Annotated in this window: 22 protein-coding genes; 5 read left to right on the top strand and 17 right to left on the bottom strand. The window is 60.6% G+C overall.

What is annotated here, in order from left to right; all coding sequences use genetic code 11:
• The 3 genes from IFJ82_RS05295 to IFJ82_RS05285 form a co-directional block, all read right to left on the bottom strand.
• Positions 1-1,110 (bottom strand): site-specific DNA-methyltransferase, encoded by a 1,110-nt coding sequence (locus IFJ82_RS05295; RefSeq protein ID WP_040510948.1) that lies wholly within the window; start codon positions 1,108-1,110, stop codon positions 1-3.
• A 7-nt stretch (positions 1,111-1,117) separates the two neighbouring features.
• Positions 1,118-1,819 carry a ribonuclease HII gene (locus IFJ82_RS05290; RefSeq protein ID WP_075596098.1) on the bottom strand — a complete coding sequence of 234 codons (702 nt, stop codon included), beginning with the start codon at positions 1,817-1,819 and terminating at the stop codon, positions 1,118-1,120.
• A 160-nt stretch (positions 1,820-1,979) separates the two neighbouring features.
• Positions 1,980-2,282: a CsbD family protein gene (locus tag IFJ82_RS05285; protein WP_003621041.1), complete on the bottom strand. Its 303-nt coding sequence runs from the start codon at positions 2,280-2,282 to the stop codon at positions 1,980-1,982.
• A gap of 116 nt (positions 2,283-2,398) precedes the next feature.
• On the opposite strand from IFJ82_RS05285, the gene IFJ82_RS05280 reads away from it, so the two are divergent.
• The 5 genes from IFJ82_RS05280 to IFJ82_RS05260 all read left to right on the top strand — a co-directional run bounded on the left by IFJ82_RS05280 (position 2,399) and on the right by IFJ82_RS05260 (position 13,412).
• Positions 2,399-3,859 (top strand): MFS transporter, encoded by a 1,461-nt coding sequence (locus IFJ82_RS05280; RefSeq protein ID WP_225578790.1) that lies wholly within the window; start codon positions 2,399-2,401, stop codon positions 3,857-3,859.
• A 188-nt stretch (positions 3,860-4,047) separates the two neighbouring features.
• Complete coding sequence (locus IFJ82_RS05275) at positions 4,048-5,274, top strand: MdtA/MuxA family multidrug efflux RND transporter periplasmic adaptor subunit (RefSeq protein ID WP_075596054.1); 1,227 nt, start codon at positions 4,048-4,050, stop codon at positions 5,272-5,274.
• Positions 5,275-5,347: 73 nt separating this feature from the next.
• Positions 5,348-8,524 (top strand): efflux RND transporter permease subunit, encoded by a 3,177-nt coding sequence (locus IFJ82_RS05270; RefSeq protein ID WP_062809146.1) that lies wholly within the window; start codon positions 5,348-5,350, stop codon positions 8,522-8,524.
• On the top strand, positions 8,521-11,820 hold the full coding sequence (locus IFJ82_RS05265; RefSeq protein WP_003621050.1) for an efflux RND transporter permease subunit: 3,300 nt from the start codon (positions 8,521-8,523) through the stop codon (positions 11,818-11,820). Before IFJ82_RS05270 ends, IFJ82_RS05265 begins: the two co-directional genes overlap by 4 nt.
• A gap of 5 nt (positions 11,821-11,825) precedes the next feature.
• A complete protein-coding gene (locus tag IFJ82_RS05260; protein ID WP_003621052.1) occupies positions 11,826-13,412 on the top strand; it encodes an efflux transporter outer membrane subunit in 1,587 nt (528 codons plus the stop codon).
• A 214-nt stretch (positions 13,413-13,626) separates the two neighbouring features.
• Here the strand turns inward: IFJ82_RS05260 and IFJ82_RS05255 are convergent, their stop codons facing one another.
• The 14 genes from IFJ82_RS05255 to rpsE form a co-directional block, all read right to left on the bottom strand.
• Complete coding sequence (locus IFJ82_RS05255) at positions 13,627-13,803, bottom strand: DUF1328 domain-containing protein (RefSeq protein ID WP_003621054.1); 177 nt, start codon at positions 13,801-13,803, stop codon at positions 13,627-13,629.
• 90 nt (positions 13,804-13,893) lie between these two features.
• Positions 13,894-14,109 carry a hypothetical protein gene (locus IFJ82_RS05250; RefSeq protein ID WP_081254525.1) on the bottom strand — a complete coding sequence of 72 codons (216 nt, stop codon included), beginning with the start codon at positions 14,107-14,109 and terminating at the stop codon, positions 13,894-13,896.
• 125 nt (positions 14,110-14,234) lie between these two features.
• The gene (locus IFJ82_RS05245; RefSeq protein WP_003621057.1) at positions 14,235-15,065 is read right to left on the bottom strand and encodes an ABC transporter ATP-binding protein; all 831 of its coding nucleotides are present in this window, start codon (positions 15,063-15,065) and stop codon (positions 14,235-14,237) included.
• A 3-nt stretch (positions 15,066-15,068) separates the two neighbouring features.
• Entirely contained in the window at positions 15,069-15,833 is a 765-nt protein-coding gene (locus IFJ82_RS05240) for an ABC transporter permease (RefSeq protein ID WP_003621061.1), read from the bottom strand.
• A complete protein-coding gene (locus IFJ82_RS05235) occupies positions 15,830-16,870 on the bottom strand; it encodes an ABC transporter substrate-binding protein (protein ID WP_040512506.1) in 1,041 nt (346 codons plus the stop codon). Before IFJ82_RS05235 ends, IFJ82_RS05240 begins: the two co-directional genes overlap by 4 nt.
• 175 nt (positions 16,871-17,045) lie before the next feature.
• Positions 17,046-17,471 (bottom strand): 50S ribosomal protein L17, encoded by a 426-nt coding sequence (gene rplQ, locus IFJ82_RS05230; protein WP_003621065.1) that lies wholly within the window; start codon positions 17,469-17,471, stop codon positions 17,046-17,048.
• Positions 17,472-17,504: 33 nt separating this feature from the next.
• Complete coding sequence (locus IFJ82_RS05225) at positions 17,505-18,524, bottom strand: DNA-directed RNA polymerase subunit alpha (protein WP_003621068.1); 1,020 nt, start codon at positions 18,522-18,524, stop codon at positions 17,505-17,507.
• A gap of 133 nt (positions 18,525-18,657) precedes the next feature.
• Entirely contained in the window at positions 18,658-19,050 is a 393-nt protein-coding gene (rpsK, locus tag IFJ82_RS05220) for a 30S ribosomal protein S11 (protein WP_003621069.1), read from the bottom strand.
• A gap of 86 nt (positions 19,051-19,136) precedes the next feature.
• Complete coding sequence (gene rpsM / locus IFJ82_RS05215; protein WP_003621070.1) at positions 19,137-19,514, bottom strand: 30S ribosomal protein S13; 378 nt, start codon at positions 19,512-19,514, stop codon at positions 19,137-19,139.
• A 237-nt stretch (positions 19,515-19,751) separates the two neighbouring features.
• Positions 19,752-20,411, bottom strand: a complete 660-nt coding sequence (locus IFJ82_RS05210) for an adenylate kinase (RefSeq protein WP_003621072.1) — start codon at positions 20,409-20,411, stop codon at positions 19,752-19,754.
• A complete protein-coding gene (gene secY, locus IFJ82_RS05205; protein WP_048858896.1) occupies positions 20,408-21,757 on the bottom strand; it encodes a preprotein translocase subunit SecY in 1,350 nt (449 codons plus the stop codon). The genes IFJ82_RS05210 and secY overlap by 4 nt, the downstream gene beginning before the upstream one ends.
• A 157-nt stretch (positions 21,758-21,914) precedes the next feature.
• Positions 21,915-22,409, bottom strand: coding sequence for a 50S ribosomal protein L15 (gene rplO / locus IFJ82_RS05200; RefSeq protein ID WP_003621074.1), 495 nt, complete (start codon positions 22,407-22,409; stop codon positions 21,915-21,917).
• Between the two features lies 1 nt (position 22,410).
• Positions 22,411-22,599 (bottom strand): 50S ribosomal protein L30, encoded by a 189-nt coding sequence (rpmD, locus tag IFJ82_RS05195; RefSeq protein WP_003621075.1) that lies wholly within the window; start codon positions 22,597-22,599, stop codon positions 22,411-22,413.
• Positions 22,592-23,170 carry a 30S ribosomal protein S5 gene (gene rpsE / locus IFJ82_RS05190; RefSeq protein WP_003621076.1) on the bottom strand — a complete coding sequence of 193 codons (579 nt, stop codon included), beginning with the start codon at positions 23,168-23,170 and terminating at the stop codon, positions 22,592-22,594. Before rpsE ends, rpmD begins: the two co-directional genes overlap by 8 nt.
• Position 23,171: the final 1 nt, after the last annotated feature.

The raw sequence follows: 23,171 nt of genomic DNA, 5'->3' as shown, positions 1-23,171 counted from the left end.
TTACGCCCGGGCCTGCTCCGCCCCCTGTTCCGCGCGCAGTTCATTGCGCAGGATATCCAGCGGCTGCAACACCCCTGCACGTTCGAAATGCCAGAAGGTCCAGCCGTTGCATGATGGCGCGTTCGTCAGGGTTGCCCCCAGCTTGTGAATGGACCCGCGATGACCTCCGCTGATCAGGGTGCCATCGGGGGCCACCGTGGCGGATACGCGCTTCTGCCGGTCCATCAGGACCGTGCCCGGCGGCAATATCGCGCGTTCAACCAATGTACCGAACGGAATGCGTGGGCATTCACGCCGTGCGGGCGTGGTCAGCACACTGTCGAGTGGTACGGGCTTTTCACGCCGGGCACGGCCAATCGCCGCCTCGGCATAATCGGGGTGGCGTTCGATACCGATAAAGCGGCGCCGCAGCCTGCGCGCCATCGCGGGCGTGGTGCCAGTGCCGGTAAAGGGGTCAAGCACCACGTCATCAACATTGGTGGACGCAATCAGCACACGATGCAGCAGGCTTTCGGGCTTTTGCGTCGGATGCAGTTTCAGCCCATGTTCATTGCGCAGCCGCTCCCCCCCCGTGCAGAGCGGAAGGTACCAGTCCGAGCGCATCTGCACATCGTCATTAAGCGCCTTCATCGCCTGGTAATTGAAGCGATAGCGACTGTCGGGACCACGTGCCGCCCAGATCAGGGTTTCATGCGCATTGGTAAAGCGCCGCCCCCGGAAATTGGGCATCGGGTTGGATTTGCGCCAGATCACATCATTAAGGATCCAGAACCCCAGATCCTGCAGGATTGCGCCGATGCGAAAGATGTTGTGATAGGACCCGATCACCCAGATCGTCCCGTCCTTGCGCAGGACGCGCCGCGCCTCGCTCAGCCAGGCGCGGGTGAAGCGGTCATAGGCCTGCAGGTCCGCAAATTTGTCCCAGTCATCATCGACGCCATCGACGATGCTGTCGTCAGGGCGACGCAGCTCCCCGCGTAATTGCAGGTTATAGGGGGGATCGGCAAAGACACAGTCGATCGACCCGGCAGGCAGGGTCTGCATCATTTCCACGCAGTCGCCGCGCAGGATCTGGTCCAGCGGCAGTTCCATCATGACTGCACCGCTCATGAGTTTGTCAGCATGATGGCTGCTCCGCATTCTTGGGGGTAAGTGGGGCCGGGGGGCAAGCCACGGATTGAGATTGGGATCGGCTTCTGGGCGGGGGTGCCGACATACCGGCCAGCGCGCGCACCGTGCCGAACGCGGCACGATGATGTGGCGTAACCCCCACGGCGCACAGCGCCGCGCGATGGGCCGCGGTGCCATAACCGGCATTACGTTCCCAGCCATAGCCGGGCCAGCGTACCGACAGGCGTTCCATCAGGCGGTCACGGATGACCTTCGCCACGATGGAGGCCGCCGCGATCGACAGGCTTTTTGAATCCCCGCCCACCACGCATTGCGTGGCGCAGCCGAAATCCGGCGTGGCATTGCCATCAACCAGCACAAGGTCAGGACGTTGGGGCAGGCGCGCGACCGCGCGCTGCATCGCGATATGGGCGGCACGCAGGATATTGTGGCGTTCGATTTCCGTGACGGAGGCCGCAGCCACGCCAATCAGGACAGAAGGCAGCGCCCGAAGCTCGGCAAAGGCACGCAGACGCGCGGCGGGCCGAAGTTTCTTGGAGTCGTCAAGGCGGGAAGCCAGGTCGTCGGGCACGCCGTGCGTGAACATGACGGCGGCGGCCACGACAGGGCCCGCAAGCGGGCCGCGACCGACCTCGTCCACGCCCGCGACCCTGCCGCCATGTGCCTTCTCGCGTGTGTAATCTGGCATCCACCCCTTCCCGACTCGCTGCGAACCGTGCTGCCACAGCCCGATTCGCATGCGAATTCCGTTCTGAAAGGATGAAAACCATTTTTAAGTACTGTTGCGCAAGATGCTCTGGAATCAACGAGTCCCTTAAAATGAAAAAAAAGCGACTCGACAGCTTCCCTCAGCTTTTGCGGCGGGGGACAAACAGCAGCGCAAGCAGCGTCCCGATGGCTGCGGCGATACCCAGCGACGTCAGCGGGCGTTCGCGCACGAACGTCACGGCTTTTTCAAGCTTCCCCTCGGTTTCTTCATACAGCTCGGCGAATTCCTGCCGCGCCATGCCGGACAGTTGATCGACCTTGCCTTCCGCCTGCAGGCCCGCATCCCCCGTCAGGCCCCCCACGGCGTCCTTGACGCGGCCGATGCCCTGTTCCACCAGGCCTTCTGCCTTGTTTTCAAGTGCTTCACTCTTGTTATCGGCCATCTTCAATGCTCCTGCATCCTTAGTGGTGTGTTTCCAAGATTCAACGCATCGCCCGAAAGCACGTTCCCTTGGGCTGTTGCCTATCTTGCACCATAATGCGTTCAATGCCGACCGCCATGCCGACGACCCAGCCCCCACCTTCCTATGCGATCCCGCCATCGCGGCGGCGTATCGTCGCGATGATCGTCGCCAGCACATTGTTCATGGAACAGATGGATGGCACGGTCCTGACGACCGCGCTGCCGACCATGGCGCGCACCTTTGGCGTCGATGTGGCACAGACCGCCGTCGCCCTGACGTCCTACATGCTCAGCCTTGCGATCTTCATTCCCGCCTCCGGCCCGGTCGCGGACCGTTTCGGCGGCCGGCGCGTCCTGCAATCGGCGATTGTCGTCTTCATGGCGGGCTCCCTCCTGTGCAGCATGGCGCCGGGGCTGTGGTCGCTTGCCGCCGCACGCATGCTGCAGGGCATGGGCGGGGCGATGATGGTGCCGGTGGGACGGCTGGTCATCTTGCAGAATGTTCCGAAATCCGCGCTGATCGGGGCAATGTTCTGGATGATGCTGCCCGCGACGCTTGGGCCGATGATCGGGCCTGTGGTCGGTGGCGTGCTGACGACCTACCTGTCATGGCGCTGGATCTTCTATATCAACATTCCCGTCGGGCTGGCGGCCATCGTACTGACACACATCTTCATCCCGCAGATCCGCGCACCTGAAATCATCCCCTTCGACATGCGCGGCATCATGCTGTCGGGTGTCGGGCTGGCTGCGCTGATGCTTGGGGTGGAACTGTCAAGCCATGGGCAGGTCTCCCTGCCCGGGATGGCTGGCCTGTGCGTGGTCGGAATCGCGGGGCTTGTGGCCTATGCCCGCCATGCGCGCCATGTGGCGCATCCCGTGCTGGACCTGTCACTATGGCGGGTTACGACATTTCGCGTGTCGATCTGCGCGGGGATGTTCACCCGCCTTGCGACCGGGGCGATCGGCTTCCTGCTCCCCTCCTTCCTTCAGCTCGAATTCGGCCTCAGCGCGGCGCGCAGCGGTATGCTCACCTTTGTCGCTCCTGTTGGCGCGCTGCTTGTGCGGGTGCTGGCGGTGCGGGTGTATCGCCGGTGGGGGTTTCGCAACATTCTGGCGTTCAATGCCTGGGTCCTGCCCGCCACGTGCTGCTTCCTTGCCATGGTCGGCGCGCAATGGCCATTATGGATACTTGTGGTGACGATGCTGCTGCTGGGCATGTCGCAGGCGTTGCAGTTCACGGGATACAACACCATCGCCTATGCCGACATGCCCACCGAACGCATGAGCGCGGCGACAAGCTTTTATTCCACGGCCCAGCAGATGAGCCTGTCGCTGGGGATATGTGTCTCGGCAGGTGTGCTGTCACTCAGCCGCATGGCATTTTCCCCTGCCTGGGCGGCCGACGCCACCGCTGCGACCTTCAGCGCGGCATTCATGACGATGGGGGTCCTTGCGGCGCCGGCGTCGCTGCTGCTGGCGCGCCTGTCGCCGCGCGCCGGGGCGGAAATCAGCGGACATACACACGAAATGGGGCAACCTGCCCCCAAAGTATAACAAAAATTAAATCGACACTGAAACATTCGCCTTTATAACGAAAAGACCCTTAATCGAGACGTTACATTCCAATACTTTATGCCCCTGTCATTTCAAAGTTACCTTCTTCAAGCCCGTGCCGGTGGGCTGGCAAGCCACCAGCCACCTGATCAACGTGACGCAACCTGCGGTGGAAAACTGACCTGAACATGGATACCCCGAACCAGTCCCCGTCATCCCCGTCCCCCACGAACCGCAGGCCCACTCCCCCGCCCCGGCGCAGGCGTCTGCTTGTATGGGGCGGTATCGGGGTGCTTGGCGTCATGCTCGGGGTTGCGTTCCTGCGCCCCCATGGCGGCAGCGGGAAAAAGCATAACGCGAACAACGCCCCACAACCCGTGGCCGTCGCAACCGTACATGCGGGCGACATGCCCTTCGTGCTGACGGAACTCGGGACGGTCGTGCCCATCACCAACGTGACGGTGCAGTCGCGCATCGACGGCTACCTGATGAAAGTCCTGTTTACCGAGGGGCAACATGTGCACAAGGGCGACCTGCTCGCGCTGATCGACACGCGCCCTTATGACGTGCTTTTGGCCCAATATGAGGGGCAGCTCGCACAGGATGAGGCGCTGTTGCAGAAGGCGCGGGTGGACAATGCACGTTACCAGACCCTGATCCGGCAAAACAGCGTGGCCGCCATGACGGCAAAGGACCAGCAGTTCCTGGTCGAACAGTACGAAGGCACGGTCAAATCCGACCAGGCGCAGGTGGATAACGAAAAGCTCCAGATCGCATACTGCCACATCATCGCGCCGGTGGATGGCAGGGTGGGTATCCGTCAGGTCGATGCGGGCAACTATATCACGGCGGGCCAGACAAACGGCCTGGTCATCCTGACGCAGATGCAGCCGATTTCCGTTATCTTTACCCTGCCTGAAAACGATATCGGCCCGGTGGCCCAGCGCCTGCATGAAGGCACGGCGCTGGCGGTGGAGGCATGGGACAGCAGCAACCAGCACAAGATCGCCGACGGGCAGGTCAGTGTGCTTGACAGCCAGATCGACACCTCGACCGGGACGGTGCGCATGCGCGCCATCTTCCCCAACAACGAAGAAACGCTGTTCCCCAACCAGTTCGTCAATGCGCACCTGATGGTCATGACGGAACATGGCGTACTGCTGGTGCCGACCAATGCATTGCAGACCGGCCCCAACGGGCAGTTCGTGTATGTCGTGAAAGAAGACCACACCGTCGATGTCCGCGATGTAAAGACCGGCCATGCCAATGACAGCATGACGGTCGTGACGTCCGGCCTGAAGGATGGCGAAACCGTCGTGACTGATGGCGTCGATCACCTGCGCAGCGGCATAAAGGTCAGCATTCCGGCCGAAACCCCCGCCACCGCCGCCACGCCCGCGTCAAAACAGGGATGATCCTGCCCGCGCCCATGGCCCGAACCGCCATGTCCCCGCCGCCCATCGCCCCGCCCCTGACGGAGACGCCCGCGTGAATCCCTCCCGCCTGTTTATCCAGCGCCCGGTCGCGACCACGCTGCTCATGCTCGCCATCATGCTGGCGGGCATGCTGGGCTATCACTTCCTGCCTGTCTCTGCCCTGCCAGAGGTCGAATATCCGACCATCACGGTACAGACCTTCTATCCGGGGGCGAGCCCCGATGTGATGGCCACATCGGTTACAGCGCCGCTGGAGACACAGTTCGGGGAAATGTCGGGACTGGACCAGATGACATCGCAGTCATCCGGGGGGGCCTCGGTCATCACGCTGCGCTTTGGCCTGACGATGACGATGGACATCGCGGAACAGGAGGTTCAGGCGTCGATCAACCAGGCCAATTCCCTGCTGCCGACCGACCTGCCCGCGCCCCCCGTCTATGCCAAGGTCAATCCCGCAGATACCCCCGTCCTGACGCTGGGCATCACGTCAAAGACGATGCCCCTGACGGAAGTGGAGGATTATATCGACACCCGTCTGGCGCAGAAGATCAGTCAGATTTCGGGGGTCGGGCTTGTCACCCTGTCGGGTGGCAACCGCAAGGCGATCCGTGTGCGGGTCAATATCCCGAAACTGACGTCGTTCGGCATTGACCTCGATACACTGCGCACGACGATCGGCAATGTGAACGTCAATTCCCCCACCGGCACATTCGATGGGCCGCAGCGCGCGACAACCCTGCGCATCGACGGGCAGATCGCGGGCGTGGATGAACTGCTTAACCAGGTCATCGCCTATCAGAACAGCGGGCCGGTGCGCATCCGTGATGTCGCAAGCGTGGTGATCGGGCCGGAGAACACGGAACTTGCGGCATGGGCGAACAAGACACCCGCCCTTGTTCTCAATGTGCAGCGCCAGCCTGGCGCGAACGTCATCTCCGTTGTGGATAACATCAAATACGCCCTGCCCCACCTGCAGCAATCCCTGCCGCCGGGCATCACCATCACGCCGCTGACGGACCGTACCACGACGATCCGCGCCTCGGTGGAGGATGTGGAGTTCGAACTCGGGCTTGCGCTGTTCCTTGTGGTGGGGGTGATCTTCATCTTCCTGCGCAACGTGCCCGCGACCATCATTCCCAGCCTGTCTGTACCGCTGTCACTGGTGGGAACGCTGGCGGCGATGTACCTGCTGGGCTTTTCGCTCGACAACCTCTCGCTGATGGCGCTGACGATCGCGACCGGCTTTGTCGTGGATGACGCCATCGTCATGATCGAAAACATCGCCCGCTACATCGAAATGGGCGATGACCGTATGACCGCCGCGCTGAAGGGCGCGGGGGAAATCGGTTTTACCATCATCTCGCTGACCGTGTCGCTGATTGCGGTGCTGATCCCGCTGCTGTTCATGGGCGACGTGGTGGGACGCCTGTTCCACGAATTTGCGGTCACGCTGGCAGTCACCATCATCCTGTCGGCCGTGGTGTCACTGACGCTTGTGCCGATGATGTGCGCGCGCCTGCTGTCGGAAAAGCAGGAAAACCGCAAGGAAGCCGCATGGGCGATGCATGTGGAACGCGCGATGGTCGCCACCATCGCCGCCTATGGCCGTGCCCTTGACGTCGTGCTGCGCCATCAGCGGCTGATGCTTGGGGTTTTTGTCGTGACGCTCGGCCTGACCGGGGTACTTGCGGTCGTCATCCCCAAGGGCTTCTTCCCCACGCAGGATACCGGCGTCATCCAGGGCATTTCCGTGATGGCGCAATCCACATCGTTCAACGCGATGAAGCAGCACCAGCAGGAACTGGCCGCGCGTATCCTGAGCGATCCCGACGTGACCAGCCTGTCGTCGTTCGTGGGCGTGGACGGGCAGAATGTGACCCTGAACCAGGGGCGTTTCCTGATCAACCTGCGCCCGCAGGACAAACGCAGCGACAACGCCAGCACCATCGCCAGCCGGATCCAGCGTGAAACCGCGGACATCGCGGGCGCCAGCCTGTATCTGCAACCTGTGCAGGACCTGTCGCTTGATACGTCCGTGGCGGCGACGCAGTACCAGTTCCTGCTGGAAAATCCCGATTACAACCAGTTTACAAGCTGGGTGCCGAAATTCCTCGATCGCCTGCGCAAGGAACCCGCCCTGTCGGATGTGACATCCGACCTGCAGGCGGCGGGGCTGGTTGCGCATGTCACGCTGGACCGTACCACGGGCGCACGATATTCCATCACGCCGCAGACGATCGACAATGTGCTGTATGACTCATTCGGTCAGCGCCAGATTTCCACCATCTTCACGCAGTCGAACCAGTATCGCGTGATTCTGGAGGCCGATCCCCGGTTCCAGACCAGCCTGACATCGCTGGATCAGATGTATCTGCCGGGCATCAGCGGCAATTCGGGCGAAAGCACGTCCGGGCCGACGCGTTCGCCCACATCGGGCCTGGTACCGCTGGCGTCCGTCACCTCCGTTACGCAGGATACGGCTCCGCTGCTGATCACGCATGTGGGGCAGTTCCCGGCAACCACGATCTCCTTCAATGTCACGCCGGGCTATTCCCTGGGCAGCGCCACGAACGCGATCGAAAAGGCGGAGCATGACATCCACCTGCCCTCCACCTTCCAGACATCGTTCCAGGGCACGGCGGCGGCATTCCGCAACTCCCTGTCGAACGAGGCATGGCTGGTACTGGCCGCACTGGCGGCGGTCTATATCGTGCTGGGCATCCTGTATGAAAGCTTCATCCACCCGATCACCATCCTGTCCACCCTGCCCTCGGCCGGGATCGGTGCGCTGCTGGCGCTACTGGTCACGGGATCGGGCCTGGACATCATGGGGATCATCGGGCTGGTGCTGCTGATCGGCATCGTCAAGAAAAACGCGATCATGATGATCGATTTCGCGCTGGAGGCCGAACGGATCGAGGGGATGTCCCCCCTGCATTCGATCCGCCATGCGGCGCTGCTGCGTTTCCGCCCCATCCTGATGACGACGCTGGCGGCGATGCTGGGTGCAATCCCGATGGTGATCGGCACCGGCACCGGGTCCGAACTGCGTCGCCCGCTGGGTATCGCGATTGTCGGCGGCCTGCTGGTCAGCCAGTTGCTGACGCTGTTTACCACGCCGGTCATCTACCTGTTCATGGACCGCATCAGCCTGCGCCTGCGCAGGCGTTTCTCCATGGATGAAGACACGGCGCCACGCACCACCGACCCGACGCAGGCGCCCTCGTGAATCCGATTGCCCTGTTCGTCAGGCGGCCGGTCGCCACGACCCTGCTGACGGTTGCCCTGCTGATTGGCGGGGTCATCGGGTATATGACATTGCCGGTGGCCGACCTGCCGAACGTGGATTTCCCTGTCATCCAGGTACAGGCGCGCCAGCCAGGCGGCACGCCGGAGGAAATTGCAAGTTCGGTCGCAGCCCCGCTGGAGCGTCACCTCGGGCAGATCGCGGACCTGACGGAGATGACCTCGCAATCCTCCGCCAATCAGGCACGCATCACGTTGCAGTTCGCGTTATCGCGCGACATCAACGGCGCGGCCCGCGACGTCGAAGCCGCGTTACAGGCGGCGCATGCTGACCTGCCGACCTCGCTGCGGCAGAATCCCAGCTATTTCAAGGCCAACCCCAACGGCGCACCGATCATGATCCTTGCGCTGACATCGAACACACGCACGGCGCCACAGCTTTACGACCTTGCCTCCAACGTCCTGCAACAGCACCTGTCGCAGATCAGCGGCGTGGGAGAGGTCGAGGTCGGCGGAAGTTCGCTGCCTGCGGTGCGGGTGGAGATGAATCCGCTTGCGTTATACAAATTCGGCATCGGGTTCGAGGACGTGCGTGCGGCGCTGGCATCGGCCAATGCGCACACGCCCAAGGGGTTCATCGACCATGGCAATTACCGCTATACCCTTTCAACCAACGATCAGGTGCATAATGCGCAGGCCTATCGCGACCTGATCGTCGCCTATCACGACAGCCGCCCCGTGCGCCTGGCGGATGTGGCCTATGTCGTGGATGGGGTGGAGGACGTGCGCAACGCGGGGTACGTCAACCGGCAACATGCGGTACTGGCGATCATCTATGCGCAGGCCGGGGCGAACATCATCCGCACCAACGACCAGATCCGCGCGGAAATCCCCGCCCTGCGCACGGCCCTGCCTGCCGATGTCGGTCTGGCGAACCTGATGGACCGTTCGACCACCATCCGCGCGGCGCTGGAGGATACGCAGTTCACGCTGGTTCTGTCTGTCGTGCTGGTGGTGCTGGTGGTGCTGGTCTTCCTGCGGTCGTGGCGCATCACCATCGTCCCCGCGATTGTCGTGCCCACCTCCATCATCGCAACGTTCGCGGCGATGAAATTCCTTGGCTACTCGCTCGACAATCTCTCGCTCATGGCGCTGACGGTCTCCACAGGGTTTGTGGTGGATGACGCGATCGTGGTGGTGGAAAACATCAGTCGCCATCTGGAGGCTGGAATGGGCCGGATGCAGGCCACCCTGCTGGGCGCGCGCGAGGTCGCATTCACGGTCATATCGATCACGGTATCACTGATCGCCGTGTTCCTGCCGATCCTGCTGCTGGATGGGGTGGCGGGGCGCCTGTTCCATGAATTTGCGATGACCATGTCGGTGACGATCGTGATTTCCATGATCCTGTCCCTGACACTGACCCCCATGATCACGGCGCGCGTGCTGTCGCGGGAGGGGGAAAAGCCCCCTACAACCGGCATTCTGGGCCGCATATCGAACCTGCTGGAACGTGGTCTGGTCGGGTTGCAGCAATTTTATGCCCGTACGCTTGATATTGCGCTGGCCCATCGGCGGCTGACGGTCATGTCGCTGCCGCTGACGATCATGCTGATGGCGGCCTTGTTCATGAAAATGCCCAAGGGCCTGTTCCCCGATTCCGATACAGGGATGCTGATGGGACGCCTGATGGGGGATCAGTCGATTTCGTTCCAGGCGATGCAGGGCAAGATCGATACGGTACAACAGGCGATCATGGCCGATCGCGACGTCTCCCGCGTTATGGGGTTCATGGGGGGGCGTGGTTCATCCAACCAGGCCAACCTGTTCGTGATGCTCAAGGACAAGTCCGAACGCAACGATCCGCCGGCGACGACCATCGCGCGCATCAACCATCGCCTGCGCAACATGGTGGGGGCACGTTTCTATGCCACCGCACCGGGCACCCTGCGTATCGGGGGACGCCAGAGCAACGCGGCCTACCAATATTCGCTTCAGTCGGATTCATCAGCCGACCTGTATGAATGGACGCCCCGGCTGGTCACGGCGCTGCAACGCCATCACGAACTGATGGACATCTCCTCCGATGTGCAGCAGGGCGGCGACGCGCTGGAGGTTTCGATTGACCGTGACACCTCCAGCCGCGTCAACATCACGCCGCAGTTGATCTCCAACACGCTGTATGACGCCTATGGCCAGCGTGCGGCCTCGGTCATCTATAACCCGCTCAACCAATATCGCGTCGTGATGGAGGTCCAGCCACGCTTTTGGCAGGACCCCACGACGCTCAAGCAGGTATGGGTCAGCGTCGCGGGCGGCAGTGCCGGTGGTGGGACCGTATCGAACACCATCCGTGTCAGCAGCAGTACCAGCACGACCCAATCCACACTGAGTTCACAGTCCTTTCGCAACCAGATCGCCAACAGGCTGGCGGGGGGCAGCAGCACGTCATCGGGTTCCGCGGTGTCCACGAATTCGGAAACGATGGTGCCCCTGACATTGGTTTCGACGCCAAAGCCGGTGCTGACCGCGCTGAGTGTCAATCATCAGGGGCAGTCGGTCGCGACCACCGTTTCGTTCAACCTCACCAACGGCACATCGCTCAGCCAGGCGGTGCAGATCATGCAGGAGGAAATGGTCCGCCTGCACATGCCCGCCAATATCCAGGGCAGCTTTGCCGGGAATGCGGCGCAGTTCCAGAAATCGGTCAATAATGAACCGCTGCTGATTCTTGCGGCGCTGGCGGCCGTCTATATGACGCTGGGCATCCTGTATGAAAGCTATGTCCATCCCTTTACCATCCTGTCCACCCTGCCATCAGCGGGCGTGGGCGCGCTGCTGGCGTTGCAGATGTTCGGGGAAGAGTTTTCGCTGATTGCGATGATCGGGGTGATCCTGCTGATCGGAATCGTCAAGAAAAACGCCATCATGCTGGTGGATTTCGCCATCACGGCAGAGCGCGAAGACGCAATGTCACCCCATGATGCGATCCGTACAGCCTGCCTGATGCGCTTTCGCCCCATCATGATGACCACGTTCGCCGCCGCCCTTGGCGCGCTGCCGCTGATCTTTGGCCATGGATACGGGTCCGAACTGCGTCGGCCACTGGGCATTGCCATCGTGGGCGGCCTGCTCGTCAGTCAGGCCCTGACGCTCTACACCACGCCAGTTGTCTATCTTTACCTTGACCGCCTTGGCGCATCATGCCGGGACCGTTATCGTCGTCTGACTTCCGGCATTTCCACATCGCGGCCCAACCTTTCCAAACAGGATTCCTGACCCGGATGACACACTCCAGGCCATCCCCCCTTACCTGCCCGCCGTCCCGCACGCCGCTTCCCCGCAACCGGGCGCGGGCGCGACGCGCACTCTGGCGGCTCCTGCCGCTGGCATTGCCTGCGGCCCTGCTGGGCGGATGCATGGTCGGACCGAACTATCACCGTCCCTCCGCCATCGTGTCCGCACGATTCAAGGAACTGCAACCCGCGCCCGGATGGGAACGCGCAGCCCCGCAGATGGCCAGCCTGCCCAAGCATGACTGGTGGACGATCTATAACGACCCGATCCTGAACGGGCTGGAATCACAGGTGGCTGTCTCCAACCAGAACGTCAAGGAATACGAGGCGAACTACCGCAGCGCACGCGCCATGATCGACAGCGTGCGCGCGCAGCTTTTCCCCACCATCAGCGGCAGCCTTGGCTTTAACCGTAACGCGCACGGGGCGGGATCACTGTCGTCATCGGGAAGTTCGCTGTATGGCAAGAGCCAGTACAACACCTATGACATCGGCCCCTCCGCCAGTTGGGATCTGGATGTGTGGGGCAAGATCCGTCGCCAGATCCAGCAGCAGGTTACGACAGCACAGGCCAGCGCCGCGGACCTTGCCAATGCCACCCTGTCCTATCAGGCACAGTTGGCGACGGCGTATTTCAACCTGCGTTATCAGGATTCCCTGCACGACCTGCTCGAACGCTATGTCCGTTTCAATGAACAGGCGTTGCAGATCACGCAGAACCAATATGACGCGGGTACTGCTGATCCGACCGCCGTGCTTCAGGCGCGCACCACACTGGAACAGAACCGTGCCGCACTGGTGCAGACAGGCGTGGCCCGCGCACAGTACGAACATGCGATCGCCGTCCTGATTGGCAAGCCACCTGCCGACCTGACCATCGCGGCGGGTGAACTGACCCGCACCATCCCGCCCATTCCGGTTACGGTTCCCGCCGACCTGCTGCAACGCCGTCCCGACATTGCGTCAGCCGAACGCGCGATGGAGGAATATAATGCCCAGATCGGTGTGGACATCGCCGCCTTCTTCCCCGACATCACCATCACCGCCAGTTTTGAGCAGAGTGGCGGCGACCCTGTCACATCATTGATGAGTGCGGCCAATCGCATCTGGTCACTGGGGGCTGCGGCAACGGAAACCCTGTTTTCCGGTGGGTCGCGCACTGCCGCCGTGCATGAAGCGAATGCACAATATGACGCGGCTGTCGCCACCTATCGCCAGACAGTGCTGACGGCGCTGCAATCGACAGAAGACAGCCTGTCAAACCTGCGTATTCTGGCGCAGCAGCAGGAACAGCAGCAAAAGGCGCTGGAATTCGCCAATCGTTCGGTGGAAGTGGCCCTGAACCAGTACAAGGCCGGGACCGAGATCTATACAACCGTCATCACCAACGAGACCTCGGCGCTAAGCGATGCGGAAAACGTGCTGTCCATCCAGCAACAGCGCGTGGTGGACAGCGTGAACCTTGTCGAGGCACTGGGCGGTGGATGGGATGTGTCACGCCTGCCGACGAAGGCGTCCTTGCAGAAGGATAACCCGTTCCTGCCGTCCTTTATCCAAAAGGACAAGAACCAGTAAAAAAGGCCCCCGGCTCAGGCCGGGGACCCTCTGGAACGCGCAGCCCGGCAACAAGAGCCGGAAAACTGCCGGACATCGCCCTTGAAACAGGGGAGATGCCTTTTACTTTTACGACGGTTGGGTCATCCCCTGCCTCTGGCAGGACGCTGACCGCACTGATGTCCAGGCCACGACATGAAGACCGTCAAAAACTTTTATTATTTACAACATGCATCTAGTTGAACATCGCGCGTGCCAGCAGGACACACAGCACCACCACGATGACAAAGCCCAGGACCGCGATGAAGAGCAGGACTTTGGCCATCCCTGCCGAAACGGCGGAAATACCGCTAAACCCGAACACCCCGGCAACCAGCGAGACGACAAGAAAAAACAACGCCAGTTTCAGCATGATATAAAACCCTGTTTCCCCATACGATTACTGAAACGCGGCAGCATGATCCAGAGTTGCCCCGAACATCATGTATGCCGCATGTCGCAATTAACGCCGACGCCACATCAATGTTGCGACAAACGCCACGAATGAGGCCCCAAGCAGCGCGAACAGCGGACGATCCGCCGTCAGGTCACGCACGGTGTCGCATACACCGCCCAGCCCCCCTGCGCCGCCAACACGCGGGGCGCCAGACGACCATCCATTGGCATCATCCTGCAACCGGCCAACGCCTTCTTCCAGTTGCGCTTCGAATTCATTCATTCCAATTACTCCCTTGCCGGTCATCCGTGGGGCCTGATGCATCATGCGATACCCTGCCCCATGGCCGGGTCATATATCCCCATCATGTCGGGGACATCGCGCCCTGTCCATCATGATGGCGGAATTCAGATTTCGGAAGCCTGCCAATATGCCGGCCGTTCCCCGGGATCAGGTTCCCCGGCGATCAGGGCCTTTAGCCGTTCGACAAGCGCCTGAAGCGCGGGAGAAGAACGGTCACGAGGGCGCGGCCCCACCATGAAATCCCCCCGGACAGAAGCCGGGTGCCCCGACAGGACAATAATCCGGTCGGCAAGGATCAGGGCTTCGTCAATGTCATGTGTGACAAACAGGACCGTCTTGTGCGTCTGTGCCCAAATCCGAAGCAATTCATCCTGAAGGCCACTGCGCGTAATGGCATCCAGCGCACCAAAGGGTTCATCCATCAGCAACAGGTCAGGTTCCACCGTCAGAGCGCGGGCGACACCGACGCGCTGACGCTGTCCACCGGATAACTGTCGTGGCCAGCGATCCGCCCTGTCCGCCAGCCCTACCAGCTCCAGCGACGCCAGCGCACGCGCGTGGCGATCCGCCCGCGACAGGCCGATCCCCTCCAGCCCCAGTTCGACATTCTGTCGCACGGTGCGCCATGGCATCAGTTTGGCATCCTGAAACACCAGTGCGGTCGATCGTCCCAGTGGGGATTCCGGGGCTGTCAGGGTGACTGTTCCCTCACTTGGTGGGGTCAGGCCCATGATGACACGCAACAGGGTGGATTTCCCCACGCCTGATGGCCCCAGCAGGGCCACGAACTGCCCCTTGTCAATGTCAAGGTCAACACCACGCAGAACGAAGCTCCTGCCCCTGTCATGGGACAGGCCGATATCGGACAGGCGGACCATCGTGTTATCAGTCGAACTGTCACTGCGGGTCCCGGTTTCGGGCATCGCCATGTCCATCTTCTATCCCTGCCAGCCCAGAAGCCGCCTGCGCACCACCATGAACAGCATGTCCGTCAACGCGTACAACAACGCCATCGTCAGCATATAGACGACGACCAGATCCGTCGCCAGCAGGCTTGATGCCTGCATCATGCGCGCACCGATACCCGGCACGCCAAACAGTTCCGCCGCCACAACCGACATCCATGCCTGCCCCAGCCCCGTACGCAACCCGGCAAGCAGACCCGGCGCGGATGCAGGCAGCACAACCTTCATCAAACGTCCTGCGAACCCGCCATGACCAAAGGCGGCCGCCACTTCATACAGGTCAGGGTCGATCGACTGTACCGCGCCATAGGCGGCATAGAAATTGATCCAGAAAACCGAAATCGCAATGACAAACGTAGCACCGGCGGTATTCAACCCGAACCACAGGATCGCAAACGGCACCCAGGCCAAGCCCGGTATCGGGCGCAGGACACGCACCACCCCCGCCAGCAATGCATCAAGCGCCCCGACCGCACCGCACAGCAGGCCCACCAGCGCCCCCAGCACCGTCCCGATCACAAGGCCAAGAAGATAATGCGTCAGGCTGTCGCGGATGGCCGTCTGCCATGCCCCATTTCGCACTTCATCCAGCCATGCTGGCCCTAGTGAGGATGGGGCGGGTAACAGTCCGGCGGGCACCCAGCCCAACCGGACCACTGCCTCCCATACACCAAACAGCAGTCCCAGCCCCACAGCCCCCAGGCCGAGGCGGATCAGTGATTTCCGGTCAGGCTTCATTTCCCCAAACGCCGGTAGCTTTCCAGATCAAACAGGTCCGCCACGGGCTGCGCCGTATGCAGAAGGCCATTCTGGACCTCAAAATCCTGCAATTTGGAGACAGAGTCGACAATGATGGAGGGATCGGACACGTAATGCGATGCCGACGCCCTCAGGGATTCCTGAACGATTGCCTGTGGAAGCATCCCACCGGCCAGGGCGCTCCTGACATAGGGAACGGCCTCGTCTGGCGAATGTGACAGCAGGTCGGTCGCCCGCACGAATGCCGCAAGGAACTTATCCTTCCATTCCGCGCGATCGGGTGCATCCTCGTTCAGGATCGCAAGCACCGATCCCGGCTGGCCCGGCATCATGTCGTGCCCGGTGGCAAGGATACGGGCCTGTGGCAGGCGATGGCGCACAAGTGTCAGTGTCGGCTCCCGCAGAACGGCCGCATCCACGGCACCGGCAAGGAACGCCTGCTGTTCTGCATCAAGATCCACCCCCACGATTTCCGCCACCTGCGCAGGGTCAAGATCGTTGCGGGCCTTCAGCCAGTAACGCAGCATGGAATCCGGGACGGAGCCAAGAGGCTGCGCCCCGATCTTGGCCTTGCGACCATTGGTCCGGGCGAAATCGTCAAACCGCTGCTTTAACGCAGCCCCTTCCATTGGTTGGGACGCCGTTTCGGGCAGGCCCTGCGCCAGCGGACCGTTTGCCATGACTTCAAGTTCTTCGATCGCGGCGCTGGCGACCACCTTTACGTTCACACCATGCGCCCGCGCCTGCAACAAGGGCAGCACCCCGGCCACATAGGCATCAATCTTGCCCGCAGCAAGCGCCTGAATCGCCTGGGGGCCTGACTGGAAACGGATCAACTGCATGTCGATACCCGCATCCTTCAGCCAATGCCTGCCATCCATGACAAACAGCGGCGCAGAGCCCAGAACGGGAATATAGCCGACACGCACCGTCGGGGCAGCATATGCCTGCGTGCACAAGGCCATGACCGCAGCAAAAACATACGTTCCAAAACGTGAAAACATAGACCGTGCCATCGCGCGCATTCCCGAAAAATTACCGGAACTTAATCGTTATTAATTCGTACCACCATTCATTAGACGATGCGAATCAGGAAATAAACCTGAGACAACGCATAATATGGGACATATCCAGGCATGGCATAAAAAAAGCCCGGCCGAAGCCGGGCTTTTTCAGGAGATCCCGTGGCGATCAGGCCGCCAGGTCTTCCTTACCTTCGGTCGAAGGACGCGGACCGCTATCCTTGCCCTTGGCCGTCACGTCGCGATCAACCAGTTCGATCACAGCCATGTCGGCCGCATCGCCATGGCGCATACCAGCGCGCAGGACGCGGGTATAACCACCAGAGCGGGCCTTGTAACGTTCAGCCACGGCCGAGAACAGTTTCGTCACGATCACATCGTCACGAAGCTGCGCAAAGGCCTGCCGACGGGCATGCAGGTTGCCCCGCTTGCCAAGGGTGATCAGCTTTTCGACGACCGGACGCAGTTCCTTTGCCTTGGGCAAGGTGGTCGTGATCTGTTCGTGCTTGATCAGGGCGACGGCCATGTTCCGAAACATGGCCTGTCGATGGGACGAGGTAACGCCGAGCTTCCGGCCAGCAACACCGTGACGCATGATGTAGTCTTCCTGTCTTTCCGGTTCAGAGGATCAGAACGGCTCGTCGAGCCTCTTGGCCAGATCTTCAATGTTCTCCGGCGGCCATGCCGGAACGTTCATACCCAGCGAAAGCCCCATGGCGGTCAGGACTTCCTTGATTTCGTTCAGAGACTTCCGCCCGAAATTCGGGGTACGGAGCATTTCCTGCTCTGTCTTCTGAACCAGATCGCCAATATAGACGATGTTGTCGTTCTTGAGGCAGTTCGCGCTGCGAACCGACAGTTCAAGCTCGTCAACCTTGCGCAGAAGGTTGCGATTGAACGGCAGGTCGTCCTGCGGTTCCTCGGTGCGGACCGCACGGGGTTCATCAAAGTTGATGAACAACTGCAACTGGTCCTGAAGGATACGTGCGGCCAGAGCCACCGAATCCTCGGGCGTCACCGCACCGTTGGTTTCCACCGTCAGCAGCAGGCGGTCATAATCCGTCACCTGTCCCACGCGGGTCTGCTCGACCTTGTAGGAAACGCGACGCACCGGGGAGTAGATCGCATCAATGGGGATAAGGCCGATCGGTGCGTCCTCGGGCCGGTTGGCCGCAGCAGGAACATATCCCTTGCCCATGTTGACGGTGAACTCCATCCCGAACTTCACGCCTTCATCAAGCGTGCAGATCACGAGATCAGGGTTCATCACCTCAATATCATGGCCGGTCTGGATCTGGCCTGCACGCACCTCACCCGGACCGGTGGCGGTCAGGACCATGCGCTTGGGGCCTTCGCCATGCATCCGCAGGGCAAGCTGCTTGATGTTCAGGACGATGTCGGTGACATCCTCACGCACACCCGCAACAGAAGAGAACTCGTGCAGAACGCCGTCAATCTGGATCGCCGTAACCGCGGCCCCCTGCAGGGAGGACAGCAGAACGCGACGGATCGCATTGCCGAGCGTCATGCCAAAACCACGTTCCAGCGGTTCCGCAACGACAGTCGCCGTGCGCGACGGTTCTGCCCCCGGTTCAACTTCCAGTTTTTCCGGCTTGATCAGGGATTGCCAGTTTTTCTGGAGGACCAAGGTAATGGCCTTTCAAGACTGATCTGCCGTCACAAAGACAACAGATGGCACCCACACCGGGTGCCTGATGACAATCAGATCCTCCCGCCCCGTCAGGTGACGGAACAGGAAGAAGCGAATTCGATTTCCCGGATCAGACGCGGCGACGCTTACGCGGACGGCATCCGTTATGGGGAACCGGCGTCATGTCACGGATGGCCGTGATGGAGAAGCCAACCGCCTGAAGGGCGCGCAGCGCGCTTTCACGCCCCGAACCAGGACCGGACACTTCGATCTCAAGCGTCTCCATCCCATGCTCACGTGCCTTGCGGCCCGCATCCTCGGCAGCAACCTGGGCGGCATAAGGTGTCGATTTACGCGACCCCTTGAACCCCTGCGCACCAGCGGACGACCATGCAATCGCATTGCCCTGCGCATCGGAGATGGTGATCATCGTATTATTGAAGGTGGACAGCACATGTGCCACCCCGGAAATGATATTCTTCCGCTCTTTCTTACGAATACGCGGTGCCGCAGCTTTCGCCATAATCTTCTAGATCCTGTCAGTTCATTGGGCCTGGCCACAACGCCCCGTGCGGGGCTGTTATGTCCAGGCATATCAAGGCGCCCGTTTTAGCGGGCTGCCTTCTTCTTGCCTGCGATCGCAACCGCCTTACCCTTGCGGGTACGGGCGTTGGTATGTGTCCGCTGGCCATGAACCGGCAGGCCCCGACGATGACGCAGGCCGCGATAGCAGCCAAGGTCCATCAGGCGCTTGATGTTCATCGCGACTTCACGGCGAAGATCACCTTCCACGCGATAGTCGTTGTCGATCAGTTCACGGATCTTGACGATCTCGTCATCGGACAGTTCGTTCACGCGGCGTTCGCCGGGGATCGAAAGCTTGTCACAGATCGTCTGGGCCTTCGTCGCCCCGATACCATAGATATAACGCAGGGCAATCGTTACCCGCTTGTTCGTTGGGATGTTCACGCCGGCAATACGCGCCACGCCACTTACTCCTCGTCCGCCCGTCCGCGACGGGCACTCACATTTCGGCAGGGCTGCTTCACGCCATCGGGTTACAACCCGGAGCGCCGTGAACATACCGGATAAAAACCGGCCAACCCCATCATCAATTCCAGTTGGTCATACCAGTGCTGCGTGGCCGATCAACGACTCACGCGGCACTCATACCTTGAGGGCGCGGAATATACCCGCCAGCCCATCCAAGTCAATTATTCTGCATCACTTTTTCGTGATACCATCGACAGCAGCAAAGACCTGCTTCGTCACATCGTCGATATCCGCCATGCCATCAATGCGGCACAGACGTCCATGCCCCTCATAATATGGCAGGATTGGCGCTGTCTGCTCACGGTATGCCTTCAGGCGTGCCGCCACGGTTTCCCTGCGATCATCCTCACGGCGCACAAAATCGTGCCCACCACAGACATCACATGTTCCTTCGACCCTGGGCCGCTTGTACAGGTCATTATACCCCTCACCACATTTGGCGCAGGTAAAACGTCCAGCAATCCGATCAGCCAACGCATCCTCATCCACATCCAGCAGAAGAACAAGGTCGATATGGCGACCCGTCTTCTTCAACATGGAATCGAGTGCTTCGGCCTGGGCACGCGTCCGGGGGAATCCATCAAGGATAAACCCACGGGCGCAGTCCGGACGGTCGATACGCGCCTCAATCAGGGCGATGATCAGGTCATCGGGCACCAACTGCCCCGATGCCATGACGCTCTTCACCTTCTTGCCCAGCGGGCTGTCCGCCGCGACTTCCGCGCGCAGCATATCGCCCGTGGAAATCTGCGCGATCCCGTAATGGGCCTCCAGCAGTTTCGACTGGGTCCCTTTTCCGGCCCCCGGCGGCCCAAGAAAAATTATATTCACCGGAATTTACCCTTCCTGCCACGCGCCTTGCGCATAAGCCCTTGATACTGATGCGCAACGAGATGGGACTGGATCTGCGTAACCGTATCGATTGTCACCGTCACAATGATAATCAGGCTGGTCCCTCCGAAATAGAACGGCACATTATAATGGCTGATCAGGATTTGCGGCAGCAGACAGACCGCCACCAGATACATCGCACCGATTGTCGTAATGCGCGTCAATATCCGGTCAAAGAAGACTGCTGTATTCGCCCCTGGACGGATACCCGGGACAAAGCCCCCCTGCTTGCGCAGATTTTCCGCCGTTTCCTGCGGATTGAACGTTACAGCCGCATAAAAATAGGAAAAGAACACGATCATGGCAGCATAGAACAGCATATAAAGCGGCTGTCCCTGCCCCAATGACTGCCCCAGGAACGACAGCCACCCCGGAAGGGCGCTATTGTTCATAAAGCCCGCGATCGTCACGGGAATAAGCAGGACGGACGAGGCGAAGATCGGCGGAATCGAGCCCGCAGTATTGACCTTCAGCGGCATATGCGTGGAGTCGCCACCAAACATCCGCTGTCCAACCTGACGTTTGGGATACTGGATCACCACACGCCGCTGCGCCAGTTCCATGAATACGATGAAGGCAATCGTAATCGCCGCAAGAGCGAGGAATACCAGCACGAAGAATGGTGAAAGCGCCCCGGTATAGCCAAGCTGGAACAGGCTTGCCAACGCATTGGGCAGGTTCGCCACAATACCGGCGAAGATAATCAGGGAAATCCCGTTCCCTACGCCGCGCGACGTAATCTGCTCGCCCAACCACATCAGGAACATCGTGCCGCCCACCAGCGTCAGCACACACGAAACAATAAAGAACATGCCCGGGGAAATGACCGCCGATCCGGCTTCTGTGTGCATATTCTCCAGCCCGATGGCAATCCCATAGGCCTGGAACAACGCAATCGCGACCGTCAGATAGCGCGTATATTCGTTCAGCTTGCGACGCCCACCTTCACCCTCTTTCTTGAGGGCCTCCAGCGACGGGATTGCTGCCGACATCAACTGCACAATGATGGATGCACTGATGTAGGGCATGATATTCAATGCGAACACGGTCATACGCCCAAGCGCACCACCCGTGAACATGTCGAACATGCCCAGAATACCACCCTGATGCCGGGCCAGCAGTTGCCCCATAACCGTCGCATCGACGCCAGGAACTGGAATATAGGTGCCAATCCGATAAACGATCAGCGCGCCCAGAGTAAACCAGATGCGCTTTTTCAATTCCGTTGCATTGGCAAACGAATTGAAATTCAGATTGGCAGCCAGCTGTTCGGCCGCGGAGGCCATGCGCCCATCCTTTCACAAGAACAGCGTCACCACATTAAAGCGGGACGCTGTCATGATAAAAACCTGTTAAAAATAATAAAGCGATGCGCCTGCAGAGTGCAAGACGCATCGCTTTCATTATTCTGGTATGGGGGAGATGGAACAGTCCCCCATCCAGTCATTTCGCAGGAGCAGCAACCGCCTTGGCGGCCTTTTCCTTAACCTGCACCTTGCCACCGGCCTTTTCGACCGTAGCAATGGCACTGGCCGATGCGCCGGAAACTTCGATGGTCACACCATGACGAAGCTCGCCATTGCCCAGAAGACGGACACCAGCCACATTCGTTGCCTTGACCAGTCCAGCCTTGCGCAGGGCTTCTTCGGTGACAGGGGCCTTGGCATCAATCTTGCCAGCCTCAATCGCCTTGTCCAGCACATCGAGATTCAGGATCGCAAATTCCTTGCGGAAGATGTTCTTGAATCCACGCTTGGGCAGACGGCGATACAGCGGAAGCTGTCCACCTTCAAAACCATTGAGCGACACGCCGGAACGCGCCTTCTGGCCCTTGACGCCCTTACCCGATGTCTTGCCCTTGCCAGAGCCGATACCGCGCCCCAGACGCTTCTTCTGGTAGCGGGCACCTTCGTTATCGCGCAGTTCGTTGAGATTCATCTCAATTCTCCACCTTCACAAGGTGGGCGACCTTGTTCACCATTCCGCGCACCGAAGGAGTATCCTCCAGTTCGCGGGTACGGCCGATCTTGTTAAGCCCCAGACCGATCAGCGTAGCCTGCTGACCCGGCTTGCGCCCGTTGCCAGACTGGATCTGGGTGATCTTGATGGTTCCCTTTGCCTCAGACATCTGCACCAGCCTCCGCTGACGCAGTCACCTCACGGCGACCAAGGATATCGGAAACCTTCTTGCCACGGCGGTTTGCCACCGAACGCGGGCTTGCGCAGCGTTCCAGGGCGGCAAAAGTCGCCTTGACCATGTTGTGCGGGTTCCGGGTGCCCAGTGACTTCGCCACGACATCATTGATGCCCAGGCTTTCGAACACTGCGCGCATCGGGCCACCAGCGATAATGCCCGTGCCGGCATCAGCCGAACGCAGCACCACCTTACCGGCACCGAAATGACCCGCCACATCATGATGGAGGGTACGACCTTCCTTCATGGGGACGCGGATCATCGCGCGCTTGGCGCGATCTGTCGCCTTGCGGATTGCCTCGGGAACCTCACGGGCCTTACCCGCGCCGAACCCTACGCGCCCCTTCTGGTCACCAACGACAACCAGTGCGGCAAAAGCGAAGCGACGACCACCCTTGACGACCTTTGCCACACGATTGATCGTGACCAGCTTGTCAACGAGATCATCGCCTTCGCGATCACGATCGCGGCCGCCCCGGCCGCCTTCTCTCGGTTCACGTGCCATT

This window comes from Novacetimonas hansenii (assembly GCF_014843995.1).
Taxonomy (GTDB): domain Bacteria; phylum Pseudomonadota; class Alphaproteobacteria; order Acetobacterales; family Acetobacteraceae; genus Novacetimonas; species Novacetimonas hansenii.
Note: the sequence above shows the minus strand (reverse complement) of the source record. Positions and strands in the feature narration are given on the sequence as shown.